Below are 23,063 nucleotides of genomic sequence, written 5' to 3' on the forward strand. Positions count from 1 at the left end.
AACGTCGACCGTCCCACGCGTCCCTCCCAAGATCCGCCCGGCACGGGCGGCCGGGGTCAGGCGCCGAGTTCGCGGACGGCGGCCGCGAACGCGTCGCCGCGCTGGTTGTAGTTGGTGAACATGTCCATGGAGGCGCACGCCGGGGCCAGCAGAACCGTGTCGCCGGGCTGAGCCAGCCGCTTCGCCTCCGTCACCGCCTGGAGCATCGCCCCAGTGTCGGTCCGGTCGAGGTCCACCACGGGTACCTCCGGGGCGTGTCGCGCGAGGGCCTCGCGGATCAGCGCGCGGTCGGCGCCGATCAGGACGACGCCGCGCAGCCGCTTGGCGGAGCGGGCCACCAGCTCGTCGAACTCGGCACCCTTGGCGAGTCCGCCCGCGATCCACACGATCGGCTCGTAGGCCGCCAACGAGGCTTCCGCCGCATGGGTGTTGGTGGCTTTGGAGTCGTCCACCCAGGCCACGCCGTCGAGGTCGGCGACATGGGAGATGCGGTGGGCGTCGGGCTTGAAGGCGCGCAGTCCGTCGCGTACCGCCTGGGCGGGTACCCCGAAGGAACGGGCGAGGGCCGCAGCGGCAAGGGCGTTGGCGATGTTGTGCGGGGCCGGCGGGTCGACGTCGGAGACCTCGGCCAGCTCCTGCGCGTTCTTCTGCCGGTTCTCCACGAAGGCGCGGTCGACCAGGATGCCGTCCACGACGCCGAGTTGGGAGACGGCCGGGGCGTTCAGGGTGAACCCGACGGCCCGGCAGCCCTCTTCGACGTCGGCCTCGCGCACCAGGTCCTCGGTGCGCGGGTCGGCCACGTTGTAGACGCAGGCGACCTTGTTGCCCTCGTAGATACGGCCCTTGTCGGCGGCGTAGGCGTCCATGGAGCCATGCCAGTCGAGGTGGTCCGGGGCGAGGTTGAGGACGGCGGCGGAGAAGGCGCGCAGGGAGGGCGCCCAGTGCAGCTGGTAGCTGGAGAGTTCCACGGCGAGCACGTCGTACTTCTCGTCGCCGAGGACCGCGTCCAGCAGGGAGACGCCGATGTTGCCGACCGCGGCCGTGCGCAGGCCCGCCGCCTTGAGGATGGAGGCGAGCATCTGCACGGTCGTGGTCTTGCCGTTGGTGCCGGTGACGGCGAGCCAGGGGGCCGCGTCGGGTCCCCTGAGGCGCCAGGCCAGCTCGACGTCGCCCCAGACGGGCACGCCCGCCTTCTCGGCCGCCAGGAACAGCGGCTTGTCCGGCTGCCAGCCGGGCGCGGTGACGATCAGCTCGGTGCCCTCGGGCAGGGTGGCGCCGTCGCCGAGGCGGACGGTGATGCCGAGCGCCTCCAGTTCCGCGGCCTGTTCGCGGGCGCGGGCGTCGTCGCCGTCGTTGACGGCCGTGACGATCGCCCCGCGCGCGTGCAGCGCCTTCGCGGCCGGGAGGCCGGAGACGCCGAGTCCGGCGACGGTGACGTGCTTGCCCTGGAATTCACTTGGCCCCGAAGGCACCGAGGAGGTCACTTGTCCGCTGCCCATCCCGCGTAGAAGAGGCCCAGTCCGACGATGACGCAGATGCCCTGGATGATCCAGAAGCGGACCACGACAAGGACCTCGGACCAGCCCTTGAGTTCGAAGTGGTGCTGGAGCGGTGCCATCCGGAAGACGCGTTTGCCGGTGAGCCGGAAGGAGCCGACCTGGATGACGACCGACATGGTGATGAGGACGAACAGGCCGCCCATGATGGCCACCAGCAGCTCCGTGCGGGAGAGGATGGCCAGGCCGGTGAGGACACCGCCGAGGGCGAGCGAGCCGGTGTCGCCCATGAAGATCTTCGCCGGGGAGGTGTTCCACCACAGGAAGCCCAGGCAGGCGCCCATCAGGGCGGAGGCGACCACCGCGAGGTCCAGCGGGTCGCGCACCTCGTAACAGGCGGCCGGGTTGGTCAGGGTCATGGCGTTGGCGCAGGACTCCTGGAACTGCCAGACGCCGATGAACGTGTAGGCGCCGAAGACGAGGACGGAGGCGCCGGTGGCGAGGCCGTCCAGACCGTCGGTGAGGTTCACGCCGTTGGACATGGCGAGGATCATGAACAGCGCCCAGACCACGAACAGCACCGGGCCGATGGTCCAGCCGAAGTCGGTGATGAAGGACAGCTTGGTGGAGGCCGGTGTGTTGCCCCGGTTGTCGGGGAACTGCAGGGCGAGCACCGCGAATCCGATGCCGACTATCAGCTGGCCGGCCATCTTCGCCTTGGCGCGCAGGCCGAGCGAGCGCCGCTTGACGATCTTGATGTAGTCGTCGAGGAAGCCGACCAGGCCCATGCCGAACATCAGGCCGAGCACCAGCAGGCCGGAGTACGTCGGCGGCTTGCCGGTGATCACCTTGCTGAGGAAGTACGCGGCGATCGTGGCCAGGATGAAGGCGATACCGCCCATGGTCGGCGTACCGCGCTTGCTGGCGTGCTCGCGCGGGCCGTCGTCGCGGATGTACTGGCCGTAACCCTTGCGGGCGAGGAGCTTGATCAGCAGCGGGGTGCCGATCAGCGTCAGGAAGAGACCGATGACGCCCGAGAACAGAACCTGGTTCATCATCGGGCGGCGACCTCACCCTCGGTACCGGCCTCGGCGAGCGTCTGGGCGACACTCTCCAGCCCCACCGACCGGGACGCCTTCACCAGCACGACGTCCCCCGGACGCAACTCGCTGCGCAAAAGGCCGATCGCCGCCTGTGCGTCGGACACGTGCACCGACTCCTCACCCCACGAACCCTCGTTGTATGCGCCCAGTTGCAGCCAGGAGGCTTCGATGCCACCGACCGCGACGAGCTTGCTGACGTTGAGCCGGACGGCGAGCCGTCCGACCGCGTCGTGCTCGGCGAGAGCCTCGTCCCCCAGCTCGGCCATCTTGCCGAGCACCGCCCACGTGCGGCGCCCCTTGCCCATGGCCGCGAGCGCCTTGAGGGCGGCCCGCATGGACTCGGGGTTGGCGTTGTAGGCGTCATTGACGATGGTCACGCCGTCCGGGCGCTCGGTGACCTCCATGCGCCAGCGGGAGAGGGTGCCCGCGCCGGAGAGCGCGGAGGCGATCTCACTTGCGGACATGCCCAGCTCATGGGCGACGGCGGCCGCGGCGAGCGCGTTCGACACGTGGTGCTCACCGTACAGGCGCATGGTCACATCGCTTGCACCGGAGGGTGTGTGAAGCCTGAAGGCGGGCTGTCCGCTGTCCGTGAGTCGTACGTTCTCGGCGCGTACGTCCGCTTCGGCCGACTCTCCGAAAAGGACCACCTTCGCCTTGGTACGGGAGGCCATCGCGCGCACCAGCGGGTCGTCGGCGTTGAGGATCGCGGCGCCGCCGTCCGCCGCCGCGGGGAGGCTCTCCACCAACTCGCCCTTGGCCTGGGCGATCTGCTCGCGGCCGCCGAACTCGCCGATGTGGGCGCTGCCGACGTTGAGCACCAACCCGACCTTCGGCGGGGTGAGTTCGGCGAGGTAACGGATGTGCCCGATGCCGCGGGCGCCCATCTCCAGCACGAGGAACCTGGTTTCCTCGGTGGCGGACAGGGCGGTCAGCGGCAGCCCGATCTCGTTGTTGAGCGAGCCGGGCGTGAACACGGTGGGCGCCTTGCCGCCGAGCACCTGGGCGATGAGGTCCTTGGTGCTGGTCTTGCCGGCCGAGCCGGTCAGGGCGACGAGGGTCGCGCCGAGCCGTTCGACGACATGCCGGGCAAGGGCGCCGAGGGCGCTCTGGACGTCGTCCACGACGATCGCGGGCACGCCGACGGGACGCGACGCCAGTACGGCGACCGCGCCCGCCCGGACGACCGAGGCGGCGAAGTCGTGGCCGTCCACCCGCTCGCCGACGAAGGCGACGAACAGGGTGCCGGGCACCACTTCGCGGGAGTCCCGGACGACCGGTCCGGTGACCTGGACGGACGTGTCCGGTATGTCGTGTGTCTGCCCGCCGACGACAGCTGCGATCTCGGCGAGGGAGAGGGCGATCACAAGTTCATCCCTGGGTGTTCTGGATAGCTTCGCGGAGCACCTGGCGGTCGTCGAAGGGACGGATCACGCCGGCGATGTCCTGGCCCTGCTCATGACCCTTGCCCGCGATCAGCACCGCGTCACCGGCGGCCGCGCGGCCCACGGCGGCGGCGATGGCGGCGGCCCGCTCCTCGAACAGGAGCACCTCGCCCCGCTCGTGCGCGGGCACCGAGGCGGCGCCTTCGAGCATGGCCGCCAGGATCGCCAGGGGGTCCTCGGAGCGGGGGTTGTCGGAGGTCAGTACGGCCGTGTCGGCGTACCGGGCCGCGGCCGCGCCCATCGGGCCGCGCTTGGTGCGGTCGCGGTCACCGCCGCAGCCGAGCACCAGGTGCAGCCGGCCCTTGGTGACCTTGCGCAGCGCCTTGAGCACCGACTCGACCGCGTCGGTCTTGTGGGCGTAGTCGACGACGGCGAGGTAGGGCTGTCCGGCGTCGACGCGCTCCAGGCGGCCGGGGACACCGGGAACGGCGGCGATGCCGTCGGCGGCGGTCTGCGGGTCGAGCCCGGCGGCGGCGAGGGAGGCCAGCGCGGCGAGGGTGTTGGCCACGTTGAACGGGCCGGGCAGCGGCGAACGGGCGTGGACACGCTGGCCGCCCGGGCCGAGCGCGGTGAACGTCGAGTCCATGGGCCCGATCTGGACGTCCTCGGCGCGCCAGTCGGCGTCCGGGTGGCCCTCGGCGGAGAAGGTGACGACCGGGACGGTGGCCTCGGTGACGAGCCTGCGGCCGTACTCGTCGTCGGCGTTGACCACGCCGAGCCTGCTGCGCTCGGGCGTGAACAGGCTCGCCTTGGCCTGGAAGTAGTCCTCCATGCCGGAGTGGAACTCCATGTGCTCCGGGCTGAGGTTGTTGAAGACCGCGATGTCGAAGACGCAGCCGTCGACCCGGCCGAGGACCAGGGCGTGGCTGGAGACCTCCATGGCGACGGCGTCGGTGCCGCGTTCGCGCATGACGGCGAACAGCGCCTGGAGGTCGGTGGCTTCGGGGGTGGTGCGCTCGGACTTGATGCGCGTCTCGCCGATGCGGGTCTCGACGGTGCCGACCAGGCCGGTGGCGCGGTCGGCCGCCTTCAGACCGCCCTCGACCAGGTAGGCGGTGGTGGTCTTGCCGGAGGTGCCGGTGATGCCGATCTGGAGCAGGTCCCGGCCGGGGTGGCCGTAGATGGTGGCGGCCAGTTCGCCCATCTGCGCGCGCGGGTCCTCGACGACCAGGACCGGCAGTCCGGTCGCGGCGGCGCGCTCCGCGCCGGCCGGGTCGGTGAGCACGGCGACGGCGCCGAGCCCGGCGGCCTGGGTGGCGAAGTCGGCGCCGTGCAGCCGGGCACCGGGCAGGGCGGCGTACAGGTCGCCGGGGCGGACGGCCCGCGAGTCATGGGTGATCCCGGTGACCCCGGCGGACCCAGTGGACTCGGCGGGCGCGGCGGTACCCAGCTGACCGGCCAGTTCCGCGAGGGAGATGGCGGAGACCTGAACCGGTCGCGGCGGTCCCGGATTTGTCACGGAAACGCCCTTCTGAGTGGTTTGGGACTGATCGGCGTGTGGCACGGCGGTGAGCGTACCGGGAGTACCCGCTCCGGAGCTAAAACGGGGCTCGCGGGTGGCGCGGGGGGTCCCTCGGTTCCCGTCATCGGGGGTGATCGTTGTCACGGGTTCGTTCCTGGTGGTCGTTGCCTGGTGCCGGTCGGCGGCGGGTCAGGGCTGGTAGGAGACGGGCAGGGCGGCGGCCTTCGCACCGGTCGGCGGGACCTGCAGGGTCTTCAGCGCGAACTCCATCACCTGCTTGTAGACCGGACCGCAGATCTGGCCGCCGAAGTAGCTGCCGGAGGTGGCGTTCTGGATGGCGCAGTAGACGGTGACGCGGGGCTTGTCCGCGGGGGCGAATCCGGCGAAGGACGAGGTGTAGCCGTGGTACCTCCCGGTGGCCGGATCGACGCGGTTGGCGGTGCCGGTCTTGCCCGCGACCCGGTAGCCGGGGATACGGGCCTTGATGCCGGTGCCCTGCTCGTCGTCGACGACGGACTCCAGCATCTGGGCGACGGTCTTCGCGGTCTTCTCGCTGACCACACGGGTCTTCGCGGGCCCCGGCGCGGGGGCGAAGCGGCCATCGGCGCCCTTGGTGCCGCGTACCAGGGTGGGCGCGACGCGGACTCCGCCGTTGGCGATCGTGGAGTAGACGGAGGCGGCCTGCATGGCGTTGATGGAGAAGCCCTGGCCGAAAGGGATCGTGTACTGCTGCGAGGTGGACCACTTGGCGGAGGGCGCGAGGATGCCCGGTGTCTCGCCGGGGAAGCCGAGCCCGGTGTAGCGGCCGATGCCGAACTGGCGCAGGTAGGAGTAGAGGGTGTCGTTGGCCGCCCGCTGGGTCTTGCCGAGCTGGCCTGCGGCGAGGATGGTGCCGATGTTGCTGGACTTGGCGAGCACGCCGTTGAGGGTGAGGTACCAGGTGGCGTGGTCGACGTCGTCCTGGAAGAGCCGGTCGCCCCGGTGCAGCCGGTTGGGTACGACGACATGGGTGAGCGGGGTGGCCGCGTTCTCCTCCAGCACGGCCGCCATGGACATCACCTTGGCGGTGGAGCCGGGTTCGTAGGCGTCCTGGAGGGCGGGGTTGCCCATGGCGGCGGAGTCGGCCTTGGACAGGTCGTTGGGGTCGAAGCCGGGCGAGTTGGCCATGGCGAGGATCTGGCCGGTGGCCGTGTCCTGGACGATGACGTAGCCCCGGTCCGCCTTGGACTTCTTCACCTGCTCGGAGATCGCGTTCTGCGCGGCCCACTGGATGTCGCGGTCGATGGTCAGCTCGACGTCGCTGCCGGGCACGGCGGGCGTCTCGGTGGAACCCGCGGTGGGCACCTCACGGCCGCCGGACTGGGCGTAGCGGATCTTGCCGTCCTTGCCGGAGAGCTGCTTGTTCAGCTGCTGCTCGATGCCGCCGCCGCCCCGGCCCTCGCTGTTGACCCAGCCCAGTATCCCGGCGGCGAGTTCCTTGTTGGGGTACACGCGCTGGCTGCTGGGGTCGGCGAAGACCCCGGCGAGCACGTTGGCGGTGCCCTTGTTGGCGAGGGCGGCCTTGAGGTCCTTGATCTGCTTCCAGACCTGCGGGGTCTGCCGGGAGGCGAGCCGGGCGTAGCGGGACTGCTTGTTGGCCGGGCGGAGCTTCTTGACGAGCGCTTCCTGGTCCTGGCCGAGGATCGGCGCGAGCAGCGCGGCGGCCTGCTCGGGCCCGTCGGAGATCTTGAGCTGTTCGCTGCCGAACATCATAGGGTCGGCGGTGATGTCGTAGGCGTCCTCGCTGACGGCGAGGGCGACACCGTTGCGGTCGGTGATGCCGCCGCGCTCCGCGGTCAGGGTGTGCGCCACATAGCGGTTCTGCTCGGCCTTGGCGCTGTAGGTGCTGGCGTCCACGGCCTGCACCTGGAGGAGCCGCACGGTGAAGGCGGTCAGCACCAGGGCGAGGGCGAGGCCGACCAGGCGCAGCCGGGGCCGGGGGCTGCCGAGCCGCAGGGCGGGCTTGGCCGGGGGGCGGCCGCCGGAGGGGCGGCGGGCCGGGCGGGCGCCGGGGCCGGGGCGGCGGGGGGCCGCGCCCCGGGGACGGGGCGGCCTCGCGGGTCCGGGCACACGGCGGCGCGGCGCTTCCCTGTCGGACACTTCCGTCACCTGCCGGGGGTCGGGGTGGTGGGGGCGGACCGGAGGGTGCCGCCCGGCGCGGGAGATGTGGCGGCGGGGCTCGCCGGGGTGGTGGTGGGCGAAGCGGCCGGCGTCGCCGGGGCCGTGCCGGGGACGGCGGTGAGGGCCTCGGGGGCGCGGGGGCCGGTGAGCGCGGCGGAGCGGGGGGCGGCGCTGGGGACGCCCTTGACGGTGCCGTCGGGGCCGAGGAAGGCGGGGTCGCCGCCGGGGACCATGCCGAGTTCGCGGGCGCGGCGCTGGAGGGCGTCGGGCGCGGAGTAGGCGTCGATGTCCCGCTGGAGGGCCTGTTCCTCGTCGGTGAGGCTCTTGGTCCGGCGTTGTATGTCGTCCAGCTCGAACGACCCTTCGCTGAGCGCGGAGTTGAGCACCAGCAGACCGAGGAGTCCGCCGCCGAGGAGCAGGACGACGAGGAGTACGAAGGGGGTGCGGGCCGCGCGGGCGCGGCCTGCGGGGATGAGCCGGGCGAGCCGGGCCGCCCTCCCCCGAGGTGCGGGCTTGCTGCTCACTGTCCCTCCCGGCGGGTCCGGGTGCCCGGCCGGTCCCGTTCGCTCACTCGGCGTCCTCCCTGATGCGCTCGACGCCGCGCAGCCTGGCCGGGGCGGCCCGGCGGTTCTCGGCGATCTCCTCCTCGGTGGGAAGTTCGGCACCACGGGTGAGGAGCTTGAGCCGGGGCTGGTAGCGCTCGGGCACGACAGGCAGCCCGGGCGGGGCGGTGTTGGCGGCGCCGGCCGCGAACACCTGCTTGACCAGCCGGTCCTCCAGCGACTGGTACGACAGCACCGCGATGCGGCCGCCGACCGCGAGGGCCTTCACCGCGGCCGGCACGGCCCGCTCCAGCACGGACAGTTCGCCGTTGACCTCGATGCGCAGGGCCTGGAAGGTGCGCTTGGCCGGGTTGCCGCCGGTGCGCTTGGCGGCCTGCGGCAGAGCGTCCCGGATCAGCTCGACCAGGCGGGCGCTGTTGGTGAACGGCTCCTTCTCGCGCTCGCGGACGACCGCCGAGACGATCCGCTTCGCCTGCTTCTCCTCGCCGTACGCGCGCAGGATGCGGACGAGTTCACCGGGCGGGTAGGTGTTGAGGACCTCGGCGGCGCTGATGCCGGTCGTCTGGTCCATGCGCATGTCGAGGGGGGCGTCCTGGGCGTAGGCGAAGCCGCGGTCGGCCTCGTCCAGCTGCATGGAGGAGACGCCGAGGTCGAACAGCACGCCCTGGACGCCCGGGATGTCCAGGCGGTCCAGCACCTCGGGGAGCTCGTCGTAGACGGCGTGCACGAGGGTGGCGCGGTCGCCGAAGGGGGCGAGGCGTTCGCCGGACAGGCGCAGCGCCTCCTTGTCCCGGTCGAGGCCGATCAGCCGGGCCTCGGGGAAGCGGGTCAGCAGCGCCTCGCTGTGGCCGCCGAGGCCGAGGGTGCAGTCGACGACCACCGCTCCCGGCCGCTCCAGGGCGGGCGCCAGCAGGTCCAGGCACCGCTGGAGCATCACCGGGACGTGTCGACTCTCGGTCAAGGGGGCCTCTCAGTTCCGGCGGGCCGTACGCACCGCCGGGTCCCCGCCCGCTCCGTGAAGGGGAGGCCCGCCGGCGCCGGAAGCGTCGGCCGGCCGGGAGCGGGAGGAGGCCGAGCCGCACGTACGCGCCGCGCACGCGGGGAGACGGTCCGGGCGGATGCCGGGATCTCCGGGGGTTTCACCAGCGGGAAGAGCCGCGCCTCCCGCTTCGCGTCACTTTAGTCCACCGTGTGTCGCGGTCAATCAACCGGCCTGCGCGTCGCGTACGGCTTCCGGGCCGGCCCCGCGATTCGCCGGGATTCACCCGTCCGGTGGAGGTTGGCGCTCCGTGTGGGTTGGCTCACAACAAGCCACGATGTCGTTCTTTGTGGCCGTCCACAGCAGGCCGGGAACACCGGTGACCAGTAACGTCGGGACCATGACGACTTCCGCAGCAGTTCCCACCGGGTCCGACGGCGCCATAACGGGCGGCGGCAGCGTGACGGACCGCCTGGTCGGCGCCAACGAGAGTTACGCGAACGCCTTCACCGACCCCGGCATGGACGCGCGTCCGGTGCTCCAGGTGGCCGTCGTCGCGTGCATGGACGCCCGCCTCGACCTGCACGCCGCGCTCGGTCTGGAGCTGGGCGACTGTCACACCATCCGTAACGCGGGCGGCGTCGTCACCGATGACGTGATCCGTTCGCTGACCATCAGTCAGCGGGCGCTGGGCACCCGCAGCGTGGTCCTGATCCATCACACCGGGTGCGGCCTCGAATCGCTCACCGAGGAGTTCCGGCACGAGCTGGAGATGGAGGTGGGCCAGCGCCCGGCGTGGGCGGTGGAGGCGTTCCGGGACGTGGACCAGGACGTACGGCAGTCGATGCAGCGGGTGCGGACCTCGCCGTTCCTGCTGCACACCGATGACGTGCGCGGCTTCGTCTTCGATGTGCGCACCGGTCTGCTCCGCGAGATCGACCCGGCCGAGGGCGGCGCCGCCGAGTCGGCCTGAGGCCCCGGCGGGCCCTTGTCCCGCGGTGTGGGCGGGGGCGAAAGGACCGCAAGCCCGGCATCGCGGGGGCAGTTGTCCACAGGCGGTGACACGAATCCGTAACGGCGGCAAGAATGCGGGGTGTGACGGCGCGCGGCCTGGTCCGCGCGGCGTCGCATTTCCGGGGTGGGCCGGTCGCGCTCGCGTGCACAGGCCCTGGGTGATGACGGGCCGAGGAGGGCCGGGTGACGACCTATGACGATCGGGCGAGCCAGGGGGGCGTCCCCGCTCGAACGGAGTCGGGGGCGGGGCGGGAGCTGACCGCCACCGCGGAGCGTGTCCGCGCCTCGGTGGAGGACGTGATCGAGGGCAAGCCCGAGGTCGTGCGGCTCGCGCTGACCGTGCTGCTCGCCGAGGGGCATCTGCTGATCGAGGATGTCCCCGGCGTGGGCAAGACCATGCTGGCCAAGGCGCTGGCGCGGTCCATCGACTGCTCGGTGCGGCGCATCCAGTTCACGCCCGACCTGCTGCCCTCGGACATCACCGGGGTGTCCATCTGGGACCAGCGGCGCCGTGACTTCGAGTTCAAGCCGGGTGCGATCTTCGCGCAGATCGTGATCGGCGACGAGATCAACCGCGCCTCGCCCAAGACCCAGTCGGCGCTGCTGGAGTCCATGGAGGAGCGGCAGGTCACCATCGACGGCCACAGCTATGAACTGCCCAGCCCCTTCATGGTGGTGGCGACACAGAACCCGGTCGAGATGGAGGGCACGTATCCGCTGCCCGAGGCTCAGCGCGACCGCTTCATGGCCCGTGTCTCCGTGGGCTATCCCAGTGTCGAGGCCGAGCTGCGGATGCTGGACGTGCACGGCGGGGCCTCCCCGCTGCAGGACCTGGAGCCGGTGGCGCACGCCCACGAGATCGTGAAGCTGATCGAGACGGTGCGCGCGGTGCATGTCTCGGAGGCGGTGCGGCGGTACGCGGTGGAGCTGGTCGCCGCCACCCGCGTCCACCCCGATGTCAGACTCGGCGCCTCCCCGCGCGCGACGCTGCATCTGCTGCGCGCGGCGAAGGCGTCCGCCGCCCTGGAGGGCCGGGAGTACGCGCTGCCGGACGACCTGCAGGCGCTCGCCCCCGCCGTCCTGGCCCACCGTCTGCTGCCCACCTCGGAGGCCCAGCTGAACGGCCGGACGGCCGAGGACGTGGTGCGGGAGATCATCCAGCACACCCCCGTGCCCACCACCGGACGGCAGAGCGGTTACGACGGCCTGGACGTCTCGGCGGCCTATCCCCCGCGGCATCCGCGGCCTGCCAGGGGTCTGTGATGTCCGCCGGGGGGCGGGGCGGGGTGCGCGCGACGCTGTCCGGGCTCACCACCCGCGGGCGCTCCTTCCTGGCCGCCGGGATCGCGGCCGCGATCTGCGCCTATGTGCTGGGCCAGGACGATCTGCTGCGGGTGGGCCTGCTGCTGGCGGTGCTGCCGCTGATCTGCGCGACCGTCCTGCACCGCACCCGGCACCGGGTGACCGCCGAGCGGGGCCTGGCTCCCACGCGGGTGCCGGCGACCGGGGAGGCGCGGGTGCGGCTCAGGGTGGACAACGTCTCCCGGCTGCCCACCGGCCTGCTGCTGCTCCAGGACCGGGTGCCGTACGTGCTCGGACCCCGGCCGCGTTTCGTGCTGGACCGGATCGAGCCGGGCGGTCACCGCGAGGTGTCCTACCGGGTGCGCTCGGACCTGCGCGGCAGGTACCGGCTCGGGCCGCTCCAGGTGCGGCTGAGCGACCCGTTCGGGATGTGCGAGCTGACCCGGTCCTTCTCGGCGTACGACACGCTGACGGTGCTGCCGCGCGTGGAGCCGCTGCCGCCGGTCCGCTTCGGCGGGGAGGCGCTCGGGCACGGCGACGGGCGGCAGCGTTCGCCGGCGCTGGCCGGCGAGGACGACGTGATCCCGCGCGGCTACCGGCACGGCGACGACCTGCGCCGGGTGCACTGGCGCTCCACCGCCAGGCACGGCGAGCTGATGGTGCGCCGCGAGGAACAGCCCCGGCGCTCGCGCTGCACGGTGCTGCTGGACACCCGCGCGGTGGCCTACGAGGGCGCGGGCCCCGGCTCGGCCTTCGAGTGGGCGGTGTCGGGGGCCGCCTCGGTGGTGGCGCATCTGCTGGAGCGGGGGTTCTCGGTGCGGCTGCTGACGGATTTCGGTGTCACGGTGTCCGGCGAGGGCGGTTCGGGCCATGAACGGGCGGCGGCGGCCGCGCTGATGATGGACACCCTCGCGGTGATCGACCACTCCGACGGCGCCGACCTGGCGGGCGCGTACGACGTGCTGCGCGACGGGCACGACGGGCTGCTGGTCGCCTTCCTCGGTGATCTCGACGCCGGGCAGGCGGCCTCGGTGGCGCGGATGCGCCGGCGCGGCGGTGCGGTCGCCTTCGTGCTCGACCCGGACGGCTGGACGCGCGAGCCGACGGCGGTGCCGGAGCCGGACGGCCCGCTGCCCCAGCGGCTGCGGGTGCTGCGCGAGGCCGGCTGGACGGCGCTGGGTGTGCCGCGCGGGGCGTCGCTGGAGGAGCTGTGGCGGCAGGCGGACCGGGAGCGGCCGGGTCCGGCCGCCCTGAGCGGGAAGGCACGGGGATGAGCGGCCGGGCACGACTGGCGCTGTGTGCGGCGGCGGCCACGCTGATGGCGTCCTGCGCGCTGCTGCCGCTGGTCGACGGGCCCACCTGGCTGCTGCTGTCGGCGCTGCTGGTGACCGTGCAGGCGGGGGTGGGCATCGCGGCCCGGCGGATTCCGCTGTCCCGGTCGCTGACGCTGCTGGCGCAGCTGCTGGTGACCCTGGTGCTGCTGACGCTGGTCTTCGCGCGGGGCGCGGCGCTGGGCGGGCTGCTGCCGGGGCCGGACGCGTTCCTGCGGTTCGGGACGCTGCTCGGGCAGGGCTCGGACGACGTGAGCCACTACGCGATCCCGGCGCCGCTCACGGACGGCATCAGGCTGTTGCTGGTCGGCGGGGTGCTGCTGGTGCATCTGCTGGTGGACACCCTCGCGGTGACCTTCCGGCGGGCGGCTCCGGCGGGGCTGCCGTTGCTGGCGCTGTACTCGGTGGCGGCGGGGCTTTCGGACGGGGGCGCGGACTGGCTGTGGTTCCTGGTGGCGGCGGCCGGTTATCTGATGCTGCTGCTCGCGGAGGGCCGGGAGCGGCTCGCGCAGTGGGGCCGGGTGTTCGGCGGCGCCCCGCGTGCGGGTGCTCCGGTGGGCGCGGTGACGGCTCCGGCGCGCACCGGCCGCCGGATCGGCGCGCTGGCGCTGGGTGTGGCCCTGGTGGTGCCGCTGGCCCTGCCGACGCTGCACGGCGGCCTGCTGGGAGAGGCGGGGTCGGGCGTCGGCGCGGGCAACGGCCGGGGCGGCACGATCTCGGCCGTGAACCCGCTGGTGTCACTGCGGGACAGCCTGAACGTGGACGACGACCGCCAGGTGCTCTCCCTGCGGCCCAGCGCCGGCGAGGTGCCGGACATGTATGTGCGGATAGTGTCCCTGGACGACTTCGACGGCACCGACTGGAAGCCGTCCCAGCGGCATATCGCGGCGGTGCCGGGGACCTTCCCGGCCCCGGCGGGCCTGAGCGGCGACGTGAAGCGGTCCACGCTGCGCACGGTGATCACGGCCGCGGACTGGTACGCGCAGGACTGGCTGCCGATGCCGTATCCGCCGAGCGGGGTCAGGATCGACGGCAACTGGCGTTACGAGCCGGTCGGGATGACGCTGGTGGGCGATCACGGCCAGACCACGCGGGGCAAGACGTACCAGGTGACCAGCCTGGATCTGCGGCCGACCGCGAAGCAGCTGGCCGAGGCCCCGAAGCCGCCGGCCGCGCTGGAGCGGGAGTACACCCGGGTGCCGGCCCGGCTGCCGGACGTGGTGGCGCGGACCGCCGAGGAGGTCACCTCCGGTGCGCGCAACCACTACGAGGAGGCGGTGCGGCTCCAGGACTGGTTCTCGGTGGACGGCGGCTTCCGGTACGACACCGAGGTGCAGGTGGGCCGGGGCGCGAACGCGATCGCCAACTTCCTCAAGCGCAAGGAGGGGTTCTGTGTGCACTTCTCCTTCGCCATGGCGGCGATGGCCCGCACGCTGGGGATTCCGGCCCGGGTGGCGGTCGGCTTCGCGCCGGGCACCCCGCAGGGCGACGGTTCGGTGTCGGTGAGCCTGAAGGACGCTCATGCCTGGCCGGAGCTGTACTTCCAGGGCGTGGGCTGGACCCGTTTCGAGCCGACGCCCACGCGGGGCACGACCCCGGCGTACACCCAGCCGGACGCGCCGAGCAGCGCGCGGCCGGACCGGGAGCTGCCCTCGCGCGGGGCGTCCAGGGAGCCTTCGGCGGCGGCGACGCGGGGTGAGAACTGCGCGACACCGGCCCGGTCGGGCGCGTGTGCCGATCCGTCGGCGGCCGTGGCGGCGCCGGGTGGGGGCGGGGGCCCGTCGGGCGGGGTGTGGGCCGCGCTGATCGTGCTGGGCGCGCTGGCGCTGGTGGTGCTCCCGCTGGCGCCGATGCTGTGGCGCACGCGGGTGCGTGCGCGCCGGCTGGACGGAGGGTCACCGGACCCGGCGGAGCGGACGTCGGCGGCATGGCGGGAGCTGGCCGACAGCGCGTGGGACTTCGGGGTGGTACCGGACGACTCGCTGACACCGCGCGGGTCGGCGGCCCGGATCGTGCGGCTGGGCCGGCTGGACGGGGAGGCCGAGGCGGCGGTGCACCGGGTGGCGACCGCGCTGGAGCAGGTGCTGTACGCGCCCGAGCCGCGACAGGCCCCGGATCTCGCCAGGGACGTGCGCCGGGTGATCGCCGGTCTGGCGGTCCCGGTCTCCCGTGCCACCCGGCTGCGGGCCCTGTTCGCGCCGCGCTCGGCGCGGCGGCTGCTGTGGGCGGCCGGGGCCCGCTGGTCGGCGCTGCGGGCGCGGGCGGCGTCCCTGCGGCCGGTGCGCGGGGAGGCTTCGGGACAGCGGGGCTGAGCGGGCCCCGCCGAGGGGCGGGACATGACCGAGGAGCCCGGACATGGCTGAGGGGTGACCACCGGAAGCGGTGGTCACCCCTCATGCGTGAAGCCTGGAGGTGTCCGGGGACGGGGAGTCTGTCGGCCGGAGCGCGGACCGCGTCAGTGGCCCTGTTCGTCGCGGCGGCGCTGCCAGCGGTCCTCGATGCGTTCCATGACGGTACGTTTCCGCCGGACGGGGCGGCGCCTGGTGTGGCCCTTGGGATGTTCGCCCGGCTTGGGGGCCTTGCGCCAGCCGGTGACGGCGAGCACGGCACAGCCGAGCATCACGAGGAAACCTACGACGCTGATCCAGATCAGCTGGGCGACCATACCGGCCATGAGGAGCGCGATACCGACGAGGAAGCCCGCGACCGCCTGGTAGACCCGGCGCCGGGTGTACGTCCGCAGCCCGTTTCCCTCAAGCGCCGACGCGAACTTGGGATCTTCGGCGTACAGCGCTCGCTCCATCTGCTCGAGCATGCGCTGCTCGTGCTCCGAGAGCGGCACGGAGTCCTCCTCATCGTGCAGTCGCCGGGGCGACTCTGGGGGGTCCTTTCAGGATAGGCAGGGAATCGCCCCCGTGAAACCCGCCCCTCTGCGCCATCTGGCCAACCGGTCCGTCAGGGCGTCCCGGCTCGCTGAGGCTGTCATTCCCCGGCGGCCGACCCGTCATGCCGGTCGGTGTACCTCGATCATACGGCGCAAACCCCTCGATCGGGGGGCTTGTGGCGTACTCCATCTGCCGTCGCGCCCCTGATCAGCGGCGTGTCCCACGGGGCGGGTTCAGTCTCCGGCGCCTTCGGCGGGCCCTTCGGTCACGCGGGTCTCGCCGAGCACATGGACCTGGGTGGCCACGGAGTGGAAGGCGGGCAGCTCCGCCACGGCGGCCTCCAGCCGCAGCAGCGCGTCCAGCGCGCCGGGCTCGGTGTCCACCAGGACGCCGGGCACCAGGTCGGCGAAGACGCGTACGCCGTGCACGGACCCGACGCGCAGGCCCGCGCTCTCGACCAGCGCGGTGAGCTGTTCGGGGGTGAAGCGGTGCGGCACCGGGTCACCCTCGCCCCAGCGGCCGTCCGGGTCGGCCAGGGCCTGCCGGGCCTCGGTGAAGTGGCCGGCGAGGGCGCGGGCCAGCACGGCGCCGCCGAGGCCCGCCGCGAGCAGGCTGAGCACGCCCTCGGGGCGCAGCGCGGCCACCGCGTTGCCGACGCCCTCGGCGGGGTCGTCCACGTACTCCAGCACCCCGTGGCACAGGACCGCGTCGAAGCCGCCGCGCTCGACCACGTCGAAGAGGCCGAGGGCGTCGCCCTGGACGCCCCGGACCCGGTCGGCGACGCCCGCTTCGGCGGCGCGGCGCTCGAGGGCGAAGAGCGCGTTGGGGCTGGGGTCGACGACGGTGACGCGGTGGCCGAGCCGGGCGACGGGCACGGCGAAGTTGCCGCTGCCGCCGCCGGTGTCGAGCACGTCCAGCGAGTCCCGCCCCGTGGCCTTGACGCGGCGGTCCAGGGCGTCCTGGAGGACGTCCCACACCACGGCGGTACGGAGAGAGGCGCGGGGGCGCGTCGGGTCCGGCACGGCTGTTGACTCCTCGGCACGGCACCGCCCGTTGCCCGGCGGCGCGATGGGGGCCTCCCCCGGCCGGTCGCGGGAGGTGCGCGGCGGGTGGAGACGTAAGGCGTCTCCACCCTATGGCCTCGCCCGCCGCACCCGGTCACCCCCGCCGGGTGCGGCGCTCGGCGTCTCGCCCAGCGGACGGGAAGGCGGGTCAGCTGGTCTCCGGGCCCGTCCGGGACAGCACCGGCCGGAGGGCGAGCAGCCGCTCGACCAGGCGCAGGAACATGCCCACGTCGCGTATCAGGTCGTCGGCGTCGCGGGCGCCCGCCGCGCCCCGGATACCGGCCTCGGCGCGGGCGCGGCGGTCGGCGCCGGAGGCGAACAGGGCGCTCCACTCGGTCAGCTCGGGCGCCAGCTCGGGCAGCACCTCCCAGGCGGGGCGGATACGGGCCCGGCGGCGCGGGGTGGACTCGGGGCGGCCCCGGACGGCGAGGACGGCGGCGGCCGCGCGGAGGGCGGCGAGGTGGGCCGTGGCGTAGCGCTCGTTGGGGGTCTGAAGGGTGGTGGCCTCCTCCAGCGCGGTGTGGGCCTGGGCGAGCAGGGCGACGGCGGCGGGCGGTGCCGTGGAGCGGCGGAGCACGGGGTGGACGTCGCTCGCGGCGGCAGCCGCTGACGAGCTGGTCATGACGAACCTCCTGTCGTCCGGTGACGGCACAGGTGCCGTATGCCCACATCGTGCGGTATGCCACTGACAATCCGTTCCGACCTGCTGTTTCGCCCCAACTCCGGCCGGATTCGGGGGCATCGGGACCTGGGCGGGGGGCATCCGGGCTTTGTCACGCACGCCGGTTCGGGCATACTTTTGAACTGACCAGTCAGTTCAAAAGTATGTTGCTCTGGGGAGAGGCGGGGGCTTGTGCACGGCGTGGACGTCACGGCCGGGGGGTTCGGGCTCAAGGGGCCACGGGGGTGGGCCTTCCGCGACGTCGGCTTCGAAGCCGCAGCGGGTTCACTGATCGCGATCGAGGGACCGTCCGGCTCCGGCCGTACGTGCCTCCTGCTCGCGCTCACCGGGCGGATGAAGCCGACCGGGGGCCAGGCGGCCGTCGGCGGCCTCCCGCTCCCCCGGCGCATGGGAGCGGTGCGCCGGTTCAGCGCGGTGGCCCATGTCGCCGGGGTGACCGACCTGGAGCCCGCGCTGACCGTGGGCGAGCATCTGCGCGAACGGGCCCTGCTGCAGCGCCGGTTCGGCGACTCCCTGCGCGAGGTGCTGCATCCGCGCCCGCAGCGCGCCCACGAGGCCCGGCTGCGCGCGGACGCGGCCCTGGCCGCCGCCGGTCTTGACCTGGACGCGCTGCCGAAGGGCTCGCGTACGGCCGTACGGGACCTGGAGCGGCTGGAGGGGCTACGGCTGTCCGTGGCGCTGGCGCTGATCGGCAGGCCCCGGCTGCTGGCGGTGGACGACGTGGAGCTGAAGCTCTCGGCGGCCGAACGCGCCGAGGTGTGGGATCTGTTGCGCTCGCTGACCCGCACCGGGACGACCGTCCTGGCCGTGTGCCGCACCGCCCCCGGCGACTGCGTCACCGTCTCCACCGGCGAGCCCGCCACGGCGGGCCCCCCAAAGGACGCCGAAGGCACGGAAGCCCCCGAAAACGCCGAAGCCGCGCCCCGAGAGGAGGCCCCCGATGCGCTCACCGAAGCTGGCCGCGCTTGAGCTGCGCCGGTTCGGCCGGGGCCGGCTGCCGCGCGCCGCGCTGGTCGCGCTGCTGGTGCTGCCCCTGCTCTACGGCGCCCTGTACCTGTGGTCGTTCTGGGACCCGTACGGCCGCCTGGACCGGGTCCCGGTGGCCCTGGTCAACGAGGACCAGGGGGCGACGGCGGGCGGGAAGAAGATCACCGCCGGTGCCGACATCGTCCACGGTCTGCGCGAGCGGCGGACCTTCGAGTGGCACGAGGTCGACGCCGCCGAGGCCCGCCAAGGCGTCGAAGACGGCACTTACTACCTCTCGCTGACCCTCCCGGCCGACTTCAGCCGGCGCATCGCCTCCAGTTCCGGCGACTCCCCGGAGACCGGCGCGCTCCACGTGCGCACCAACGACGCGAACAACTACATCGTCGGCCAGATCTCCCGGACCGTCTTCGCCGAGGTCCGCTCGGCCGCGTCCACCAAGACCTCCCGGACCTTCCTGGACCGGATCTTCATCGACTTCTCCACGCTGCACGACAAGACCGAGACCGCCGCCCAGGGCGCCGACAAGCTCAAGAACGGCCTGGGCAAGGCGGAGAAGGGCGCCCGGAAGCTCGCGGACGGGCTGAAGGAGGCCAACAGCGGCAGCGGGAAGCTCACCAAGGGCCTGACCAGGCTCGACAGCGGCGCCGGCGACCTGGAGGACGGCTCCCGCCAGGTCGCGGCGGGCACCCGGACCCTGGCGAACAAGGTCGACGGGGCCTACGCCAAGGCCGGCCCGTTCCTCCAGAAGAACGGCAGGACGATCGGGGACACCGCACGGCTGGTCTCCGACTCGGCCCGCACGGTCGAGGACAACCTCGGCACCCTGGTCCGGCTCGCCCCCGGCGCCGCCAAGACCGCGCACGCCTCCGCCGCCGTACTGGACCAGGTGCACAAGGCCCGCTGCGAGACACCGCCCGTGCCCGACCCGGCCTGCCCGGACCTCGCGAAGGCCCGACGGGCCGCCGACGACGTGGCGGTCGTGGCCGACGACCTGAACAAGGTCATCGCCGCCCAGGGCGGTGATCTGGCGGTCATGCGGAAGAACCTCACCACCCTGCGCGAGCAGGCCGACGCCCTGGCCGAGCGCGCCCCGCGTCTGCACCAGGACGTCGCGGACGCGGTCGCCCGGATCGACAAGCTGAACGCGGGCGCGAACGCCGTCGCCTCCGGGGCGAGGAAGCTGCACACCGGGCTCGGCACCGCCCGGTCCGGCGCGGCCACCCTGCACCGGGGCATCGGCACCGCCGAGTCGGGCGCCAAGGCCCTGGACAGCGGCCTGTACAAGCTGGCCGACGGCTCCGAGCGGCTGGCGGACGGCCTGCACACGGGCGCCGGGAAGATCCCCGACTACGACGAGCGGGCCCGCGACCGGCGCACCGGCGTCATGGCCGACCCGGTCCGGCTCTCCTCCGCCGACCTGCACCAGGCACCGAACTACGGCACCGGGTTCGCCCCGTACTTCATCCCGCTGTCACTGTGGGTCGGCGCGATGGTCGCCTACATGCTGATCCCGCCGCTCAACCGGCGTGCCCTGGCGGCCGGTGCGCCGTCCTGGCGGATCGCGCTGGCGGGCTGGCTGCCGGTGCTCGCGGTGGGCGTGCTCCAGACGACGGCGCTGATGTCCGTACTGCACTTCGGCATCGGGCTGGAGATGGCCAGGGCGGCCGGGACGACGGTGTTCCTGTTCCTGGTCACGGCGTGCTTCACGGCGATCGTGCAGTGGCTCAACGCCCGCTTCGGGGCGGCGGGCCGCATCCTCGTGCTGGCGCTGCTGATGCTCCAGCTGACCTCGGCGGGCGGCACGTACCCGGTGCAGACCAGTCCGGGCTTCTTCAACGCCATCCACCCGTATCTGCCGATGAGTTACGTGGTGGCAGCGCTGCGCAGGCTGATCACCGGCGGCGGGCTCGGCCCGGTGTGGCAGGCGTGCGTGGTGCTGACGGCGTTCACCGCGGGCGCCCTCGCGCTGACCGCGCTCACGGCCCGGCGCCGCCAGGTGTGGACGCTCCAGCACCTGCACCCGGAGCTGAGCCTGTGAGCCCCGGGGCGGCTCAGGCGGCCCGGCGGCCCGGCGCACCTGTGAGAATCGGGTCCATGGAAAGCACCAGCGCCACGCCCGCCGGCAGCACGCGCCGCGAGGCCACCCGGCAGAAGCTCTACGAGGCGGCCGTCACCCTCATCGCCGAGCAGGGGTTCTCCGCGACCACGGTGGACGAGATCGCCGAGCGCGCCGGGGTGGCGAAGGGCACCGTCTACTACAACTTCGCCAGCAAGTCGGTGCTCTTCGAGGAGCTGCTGCGGCACGGCGTCGGACTGCTCACCGCCTCGCTGCGGGAGGCGGCCGAGCGGACCGCCCGCGAGGGCGGCGGCGGGGTGGACGCGCTGGACGCGATGGTCCGCGCGGGCCTGGTCTTCATCGACCGCTACCCGGCCTTCACCCAGCTGTACGTGGCCGAGCTGTGGCGCACCAACCGGGCCTGGCAGTCGACGCTGCTGGTGGTCCGGCAGGAGGCCGTGGCCGTGGTGGAGGGGGTGCTGCGCGAGGGCGTGGCGGCCGGGGAGTTCAGCGACGAGATCGACGTACAGCTGACGGCGGCCGCGCTGGTCGGCATGGTGCTGGTGGCCGCGCTGGACTGGAAGGCGTTCCAGCCGGAGCGTTCGCTGGACGACGTCCACTCCGCGCTGTCCCGGCTGCTCCAGGGGCGGGTCAGCGGGGGCTGACGAAGAGCGCGCGAAGGGCGCCGGACCGCGTCAAGCCGGTCCAGCGCCCTCGCTCTCCCCGTACTCCCCCGTGCTCCCCCGTACGGTTCCCACCGCGGTCCCCCGTGACCGTACGGCCACGGACCCCGTGTCTCGCTTCCGCCGACGGATCGGCGGAAGGAGCGGCCGGCGGGCGGGCACCGTTCCGCCGCCCCGTGTCGGCGGTGCCGGGCCGCGCCCCCTGGCCGTGTCTCCACTCTCCCGTCCGGACGGCCCCCGGCCCATCCGCGCGGCTACTCATCTGTGCGTCTAGGTACGGATACTCAAGCCCCCGTGTCCGGGCCCAGGGAGGCACTGTCGGTGCCGGTCGGTAAAGTCGCGGTCATGGCACGGATTGCGGTGATCGGCGCCGGGATGGGCGCGCTGGCGGCGGCCGCCCGGCTGGCCGTCGCGGGCCACCGGGTGACGGTGTACGAGCGGACGGACATATACGGCGGCGCGGTGCGCCGCTTCGAGCGGGACGGGTTCGCCTTCGACACCGGCCCCGGTCTGCTGCCGCTGCCCGCGGTCTGGCGGGACCTGTTCCTGAAGACCGGCAAGGAGCCCCTGGAGGACCTGGTCGAGCTGGTCCAGGTCGACCCCTCCACCCGGCACGTCTTCGCGGACGGCACCACGGTGGCCGTCCCCAACGCCTCACGCGCGGGCGTCGTCTCGGCGCTGGACGAGGCACTGGGCGCCGGGGTGGGACACCGCTGGGGCGACTTCCTGGTGCGGGCCCGCGAAGCCTGGGACCGCACCCGGCGCCCGCTGCTGGAGGAGCCGCTGTGGCCCAACTGGCAGGTGCTGGCGGAGCGTGAGCCGTACCCGGCCGTCCCGCACAAGCGGCTGCTGCGCACCCGCCGGGCCACCACCCTCGCCGAGGTCGCCCGCTGGGAGCTGCGCGAGAGCCGGCTGGAGGCCCTGCTGACCAGCCATGCCCTCGCCCACGGCCTGGACCCGCGCACCGCCCCGGCGAGCGCGGCCGTCCTGCCGTACCTGGAGCACGCCTTCGGCACCTGGTACGTACGCGGCGGCGTCCGGGAGCTGGCCCGCGCGGTGTACGAGCGCTGTGTGCGGCGCCGGGTGGAGTTCGTGTTCGGCGCCGAGGTCACCGGGATCGTGGTGAAGGACGGCCGCGCGGCGGGCGTGGAGCTGGCCGACGGCACGGTGGCCGACGCCGACCATGTGGTCGCCGACGTGGACCCGGCGCTGCTGGGACGCCTGACGGACCGTCCGCTGGACGGCGACGGCGATGTGCGGCCCGGTGAGCGCGGTGCCGCCCGGCTCACCCTGCTGCTGGCGCTGAAGGGCGCCCGTGAGGCGGGGGCCGCGCACCGGACGGTCGTCCACGCCCCGGACGCGGAGGCCGAGTTGGACTTCCTGGCGAACCCGGGCGGCGATCCCCTGCCCGTCCCGACGGTCACCGTGCTGCGTCCCGACGACCCGGCGCTGCGCCCGGACGACGCCCACGAGTCGGCCGTGGTCCGGGCCACCCTCCCGGCCGGCCTGGACGAGGACCCGGAGACGGTCCGGCGCCACGCGGAGACCCTGCTCGACGCGGCCGGTGCGGCGATCCCCGCACTGCGCGACCGCCTGCTCTGGCACGAGGTACGCACCCCCGGCCACAACTCCGCCGAGACCGGCGCCCGTCACGGCGCGGTCCCCGCCCCCTCACTGGCGGCGGGCGACGGCGGTTTCCTGCACCCGGCCAACTCCACGCGGCTGCCCGGCCTGTACCGGGTCGGCGGCTGGTCCCACCCCGGTGGCGGGCTTCCGCACGCGGGGATGTCGGGGGCGATGGTGGCCGGACTCATCGTGGAGGGGCCTCAGTTCCGCGGCTCGACGTGAGCG

18 protein-coding genes are annotated in these 23,063 nt (G+C 73.4%); 8 read left to right on the top strand and 10 right to left on the bottom strand.

What is annotated here, in order from left to right; translation table 11 throughout:
• Positions 1-56: 56 nt before the first annotated feature.
• From murD to rsmH, 7 genes are read right to left on the bottom strand one after another with little or no spacing between them, the layout of a single operon-like run.
• On the bottom strand, positions 57-1,499 hold the full coding sequence (gene murD, locus ACIGA3_RS01480) for a UDP-N-acetylmuramoyl-L-alanine--D-glutamate ligase (protein WP_399709143.1): 1,443 nt from the start codon (positions 1,497-1,499) through the stop codon (positions 57-59).
• Positions 1,481-2,554 (bottom strand): phospho-N-acetylmuramoyl-pentapeptide-transferase, encoded by a 1,074-nt coding sequence (gene mraY / locus ACIGA3_RS01485; RefSeq protein WP_030810142.1) that lies wholly within the window; start codon positions 2,552-2,554, stop codon positions 1,481-1,483. Before mraY ends, murD begins: the two co-directional genes overlap by 19 nt.
• Complete coding sequence (gene murF, locus ACIGA3_RS01490) at positions 2,551-3,966, bottom strand: UDP-N-acetylmuramoyl-tripeptide--D-alanyl-D-alanine ligase (RefSeq protein ID WP_399709146.1); 1,416 nt, start codon at positions 3,964-3,966, stop codon at positions 2,551-2,553. Before murF ends, mraY begins: the two co-directional genes overlap by 4 nt.
• Before the next feature lie 4 nt (positions 3,967-3,970).
• A complete protein-coding gene (locus ACIGA3_RS01495) occupies positions 3,971-5,650 on the bottom strand; it encodes a UDP-N-acetylmuramoyl-L-alanyl-D-glutamate--2,6-diaminopimelate ligase (protein WP_399709148.1) in 1,680 nt (559 codons plus the stop codon).
• A 45-nt stretch (positions 5,651-5,695) separates the two neighbouring features.
• Positions 5,696-7,645, bottom strand: a complete 1,950-nt coding sequence (locus tag ACIGA3_RS01500) for a peptidoglycan D,D-transpeptidase FtsI family protein (protein WP_399709151.1) — start codon at positions 7,643-7,645, stop codon at positions 5,696-5,698.
• A gap of 5 nt (positions 7,646-7,650) precedes the next feature.
• The gene (locus tag ACIGA3_RS01505) at positions 7,651-8,190 is read right to left on the bottom strand and encodes a septum formation initiator family protein (protein ID WP_399709153.1); all 540 of its coding nucleotides are present in this window, start codon (positions 8,188-8,190) and stop codon (positions 7,651-7,653) included.
• Positions 8,191-8,233: 43 nt separating this feature from the next.
• Positions 8,234-9,190, bottom strand: coding sequence for a 16S rRNA (cytosine(1402)-N(4))-methyltransferase RsmH (rsmH, locus tag ACIGA3_RS01510; protein ID WP_399709156.1), 957 nt, complete (start codon positions 9,188-9,190; stop codon positions 8,234-8,236).
• 418 nt (positions 9,191-9,608) lie between these two features.
• Between rsmH and ACIGA3_RS01515 the strand changes: the two genes are divergently transcribed.
• The 4 genes from ACIGA3_RS01515 (at position 9,609) to ACIGA3_RS01530 (ending at position 15,167) form a co-directional block, all read left to right on the top strand.
• Positions 9,609-10,181 carry a beta-class carbonic anhydrase gene (locus ACIGA3_RS01515; protein WP_399709159.1) on the top strand — a complete coding sequence of 191 codons (573 nt, stop codon included), beginning with the start codon at positions 9,609-9,611 and terminating at the stop codon, positions 10,179-10,181.
• A gap of 224 nt (positions 10,182-10,405) precedes the next feature.
• Positions 10,406-11,485, top strand: a complete 1,080-nt coding sequence (locus tag ACIGA3_RS01520; RefSeq protein WP_399709161.1) for an AAA family ATPase — start codon at positions 10,406-10,408, stop codon at positions 11,483-11,485.
• Positions 11,485-12,798 carry a DUF58 domain-containing protein gene (locus ACIGA3_RS01525; RefSeq protein WP_399709164.1) on the top strand — a complete coding sequence of 438 codons (1,314 nt, stop codon included), beginning with the start codon at positions 11,485-11,487 and terminating at the stop codon, positions 12,796-12,798. Before ACIGA3_RS01520 ends, ACIGA3_RS01525 begins: the two co-directional genes overlap by 1 nt.
• A complete protein-coding gene (locus ACIGA3_RS01530; protein WP_399709167.1) occupies positions 12,795-15,167 on the top strand; it encodes a DUF3488 and DUF4129 domain-containing transglutaminase family protein in 2,373 nt (790 codons plus the stop codon). The genes ACIGA3_RS01525 and ACIGA3_RS01530 overlap by 4 nt, the downstream gene beginning before the upstream one ends.
• A gap of 143 nt (positions 15,168-15,310) precedes the next feature.
• Here ACIGA3_RS01530 and ACIGA3_RS01535 read toward each other — a convergent pair whose 3' ends face one another.
• The 3 genes from ACIGA3_RS01535 to ACIGA3_RS01545 form a co-directional block, all read right to left on the bottom strand.
• On the bottom strand, positions 15,311-15,697 hold the full coding sequence (locus ACIGA3_RS01535; protein WP_161147224.1) for a DUF3040 domain-containing protein: 387 nt from the start codon (positions 15,695-15,697) through the stop codon (positions 15,311-15,313).
• Positions 15,698-15,973: 276 nt separating this feature from the next.
• Entirely contained in the window at positions 15,974-16,762 is a 789-nt protein-coding gene (locus tag ACIGA3_RS01540; RefSeq protein ID WP_399709170.1) for a methyltransferase, read from the bottom strand.
• A 190-nt stretch (positions 16,763-16,952) separates the two neighbouring features.
• On the bottom strand, positions 16,953-17,426 hold the full coding sequence (locus tag ACIGA3_RS01545) for an SAV_6107 family HEPN domain-containing protein (protein ID WP_399709173.1): 474 nt from the start codon (positions 17,424-17,426) through the stop codon (positions 16,953-16,955).
• Positions 17,427-17,657: 231 nt separating this feature from the next.
• On the opposite strand from ACIGA3_RS01545, the gene ACIGA3_RS01550 reads away from it, so the two are divergent.
• The 4 genes from ACIGA3_RS01550 (at position 17,658) to ACIGA3_RS01565 (ending at position 23,060) form a co-directional block, all read left to right on the top strand.
• On the top strand, positions 17,658-18,455 hold the full coding sequence (locus tag ACIGA3_RS01550) for an ATP-binding cassette domain-containing protein (protein ID WP_399709176.1): 798 nt from the start codon (positions 17,658-17,660) through the stop codon (positions 18,453-18,455).
• On the top strand, positions 18,427-20,511 hold the full coding sequence (locus ACIGA3_RS01555) for a YhgE/Pip family protein (protein ID WP_399709178.1): 2,085 nt from the start codon (positions 18,427-18,429) through the stop codon (positions 20,509-20,511). The genes ACIGA3_RS01550 and ACIGA3_RS01555 overlap by 29 nt, the downstream gene beginning before the upstream one ends.
• Before the next feature lie 56 nt (positions 20,512-20,567).
• Positions 20,568-21,194: a TetR/AcrR family transcriptional regulator gene (locus tag ACIGA3_RS01560; protein WP_399709181.1), complete on the top strand. Its 627-nt coding sequence runs from the start codon at positions 20,568-20,570 to the stop codon at positions 21,192-21,194.
• 363 nt (positions 21,195-21,557) lie between these two features.
• Positions 21,558-23,060: a phytoene desaturase family protein gene (locus ACIGA3_RS01565; protein WP_399709184.1), complete on the top strand. Its 1,503-nt coding sequence runs from the start codon at positions 21,558-21,560 to the stop codon at positions 23,058-23,060.
• The last annotated feature ends 3 nt before the right edge of the window (positions 23,061-23,063 follow it).

The sequence above is a fragment of the Streptomyces sp. NPDC085596 genome, from assembly GCF_044541565.1.
Taxonomy (GTDB): Bacteria; Actinomycetota; Actinomycetes; order Streptomycetales; family Streptomycetaceae; genus Streptomyces.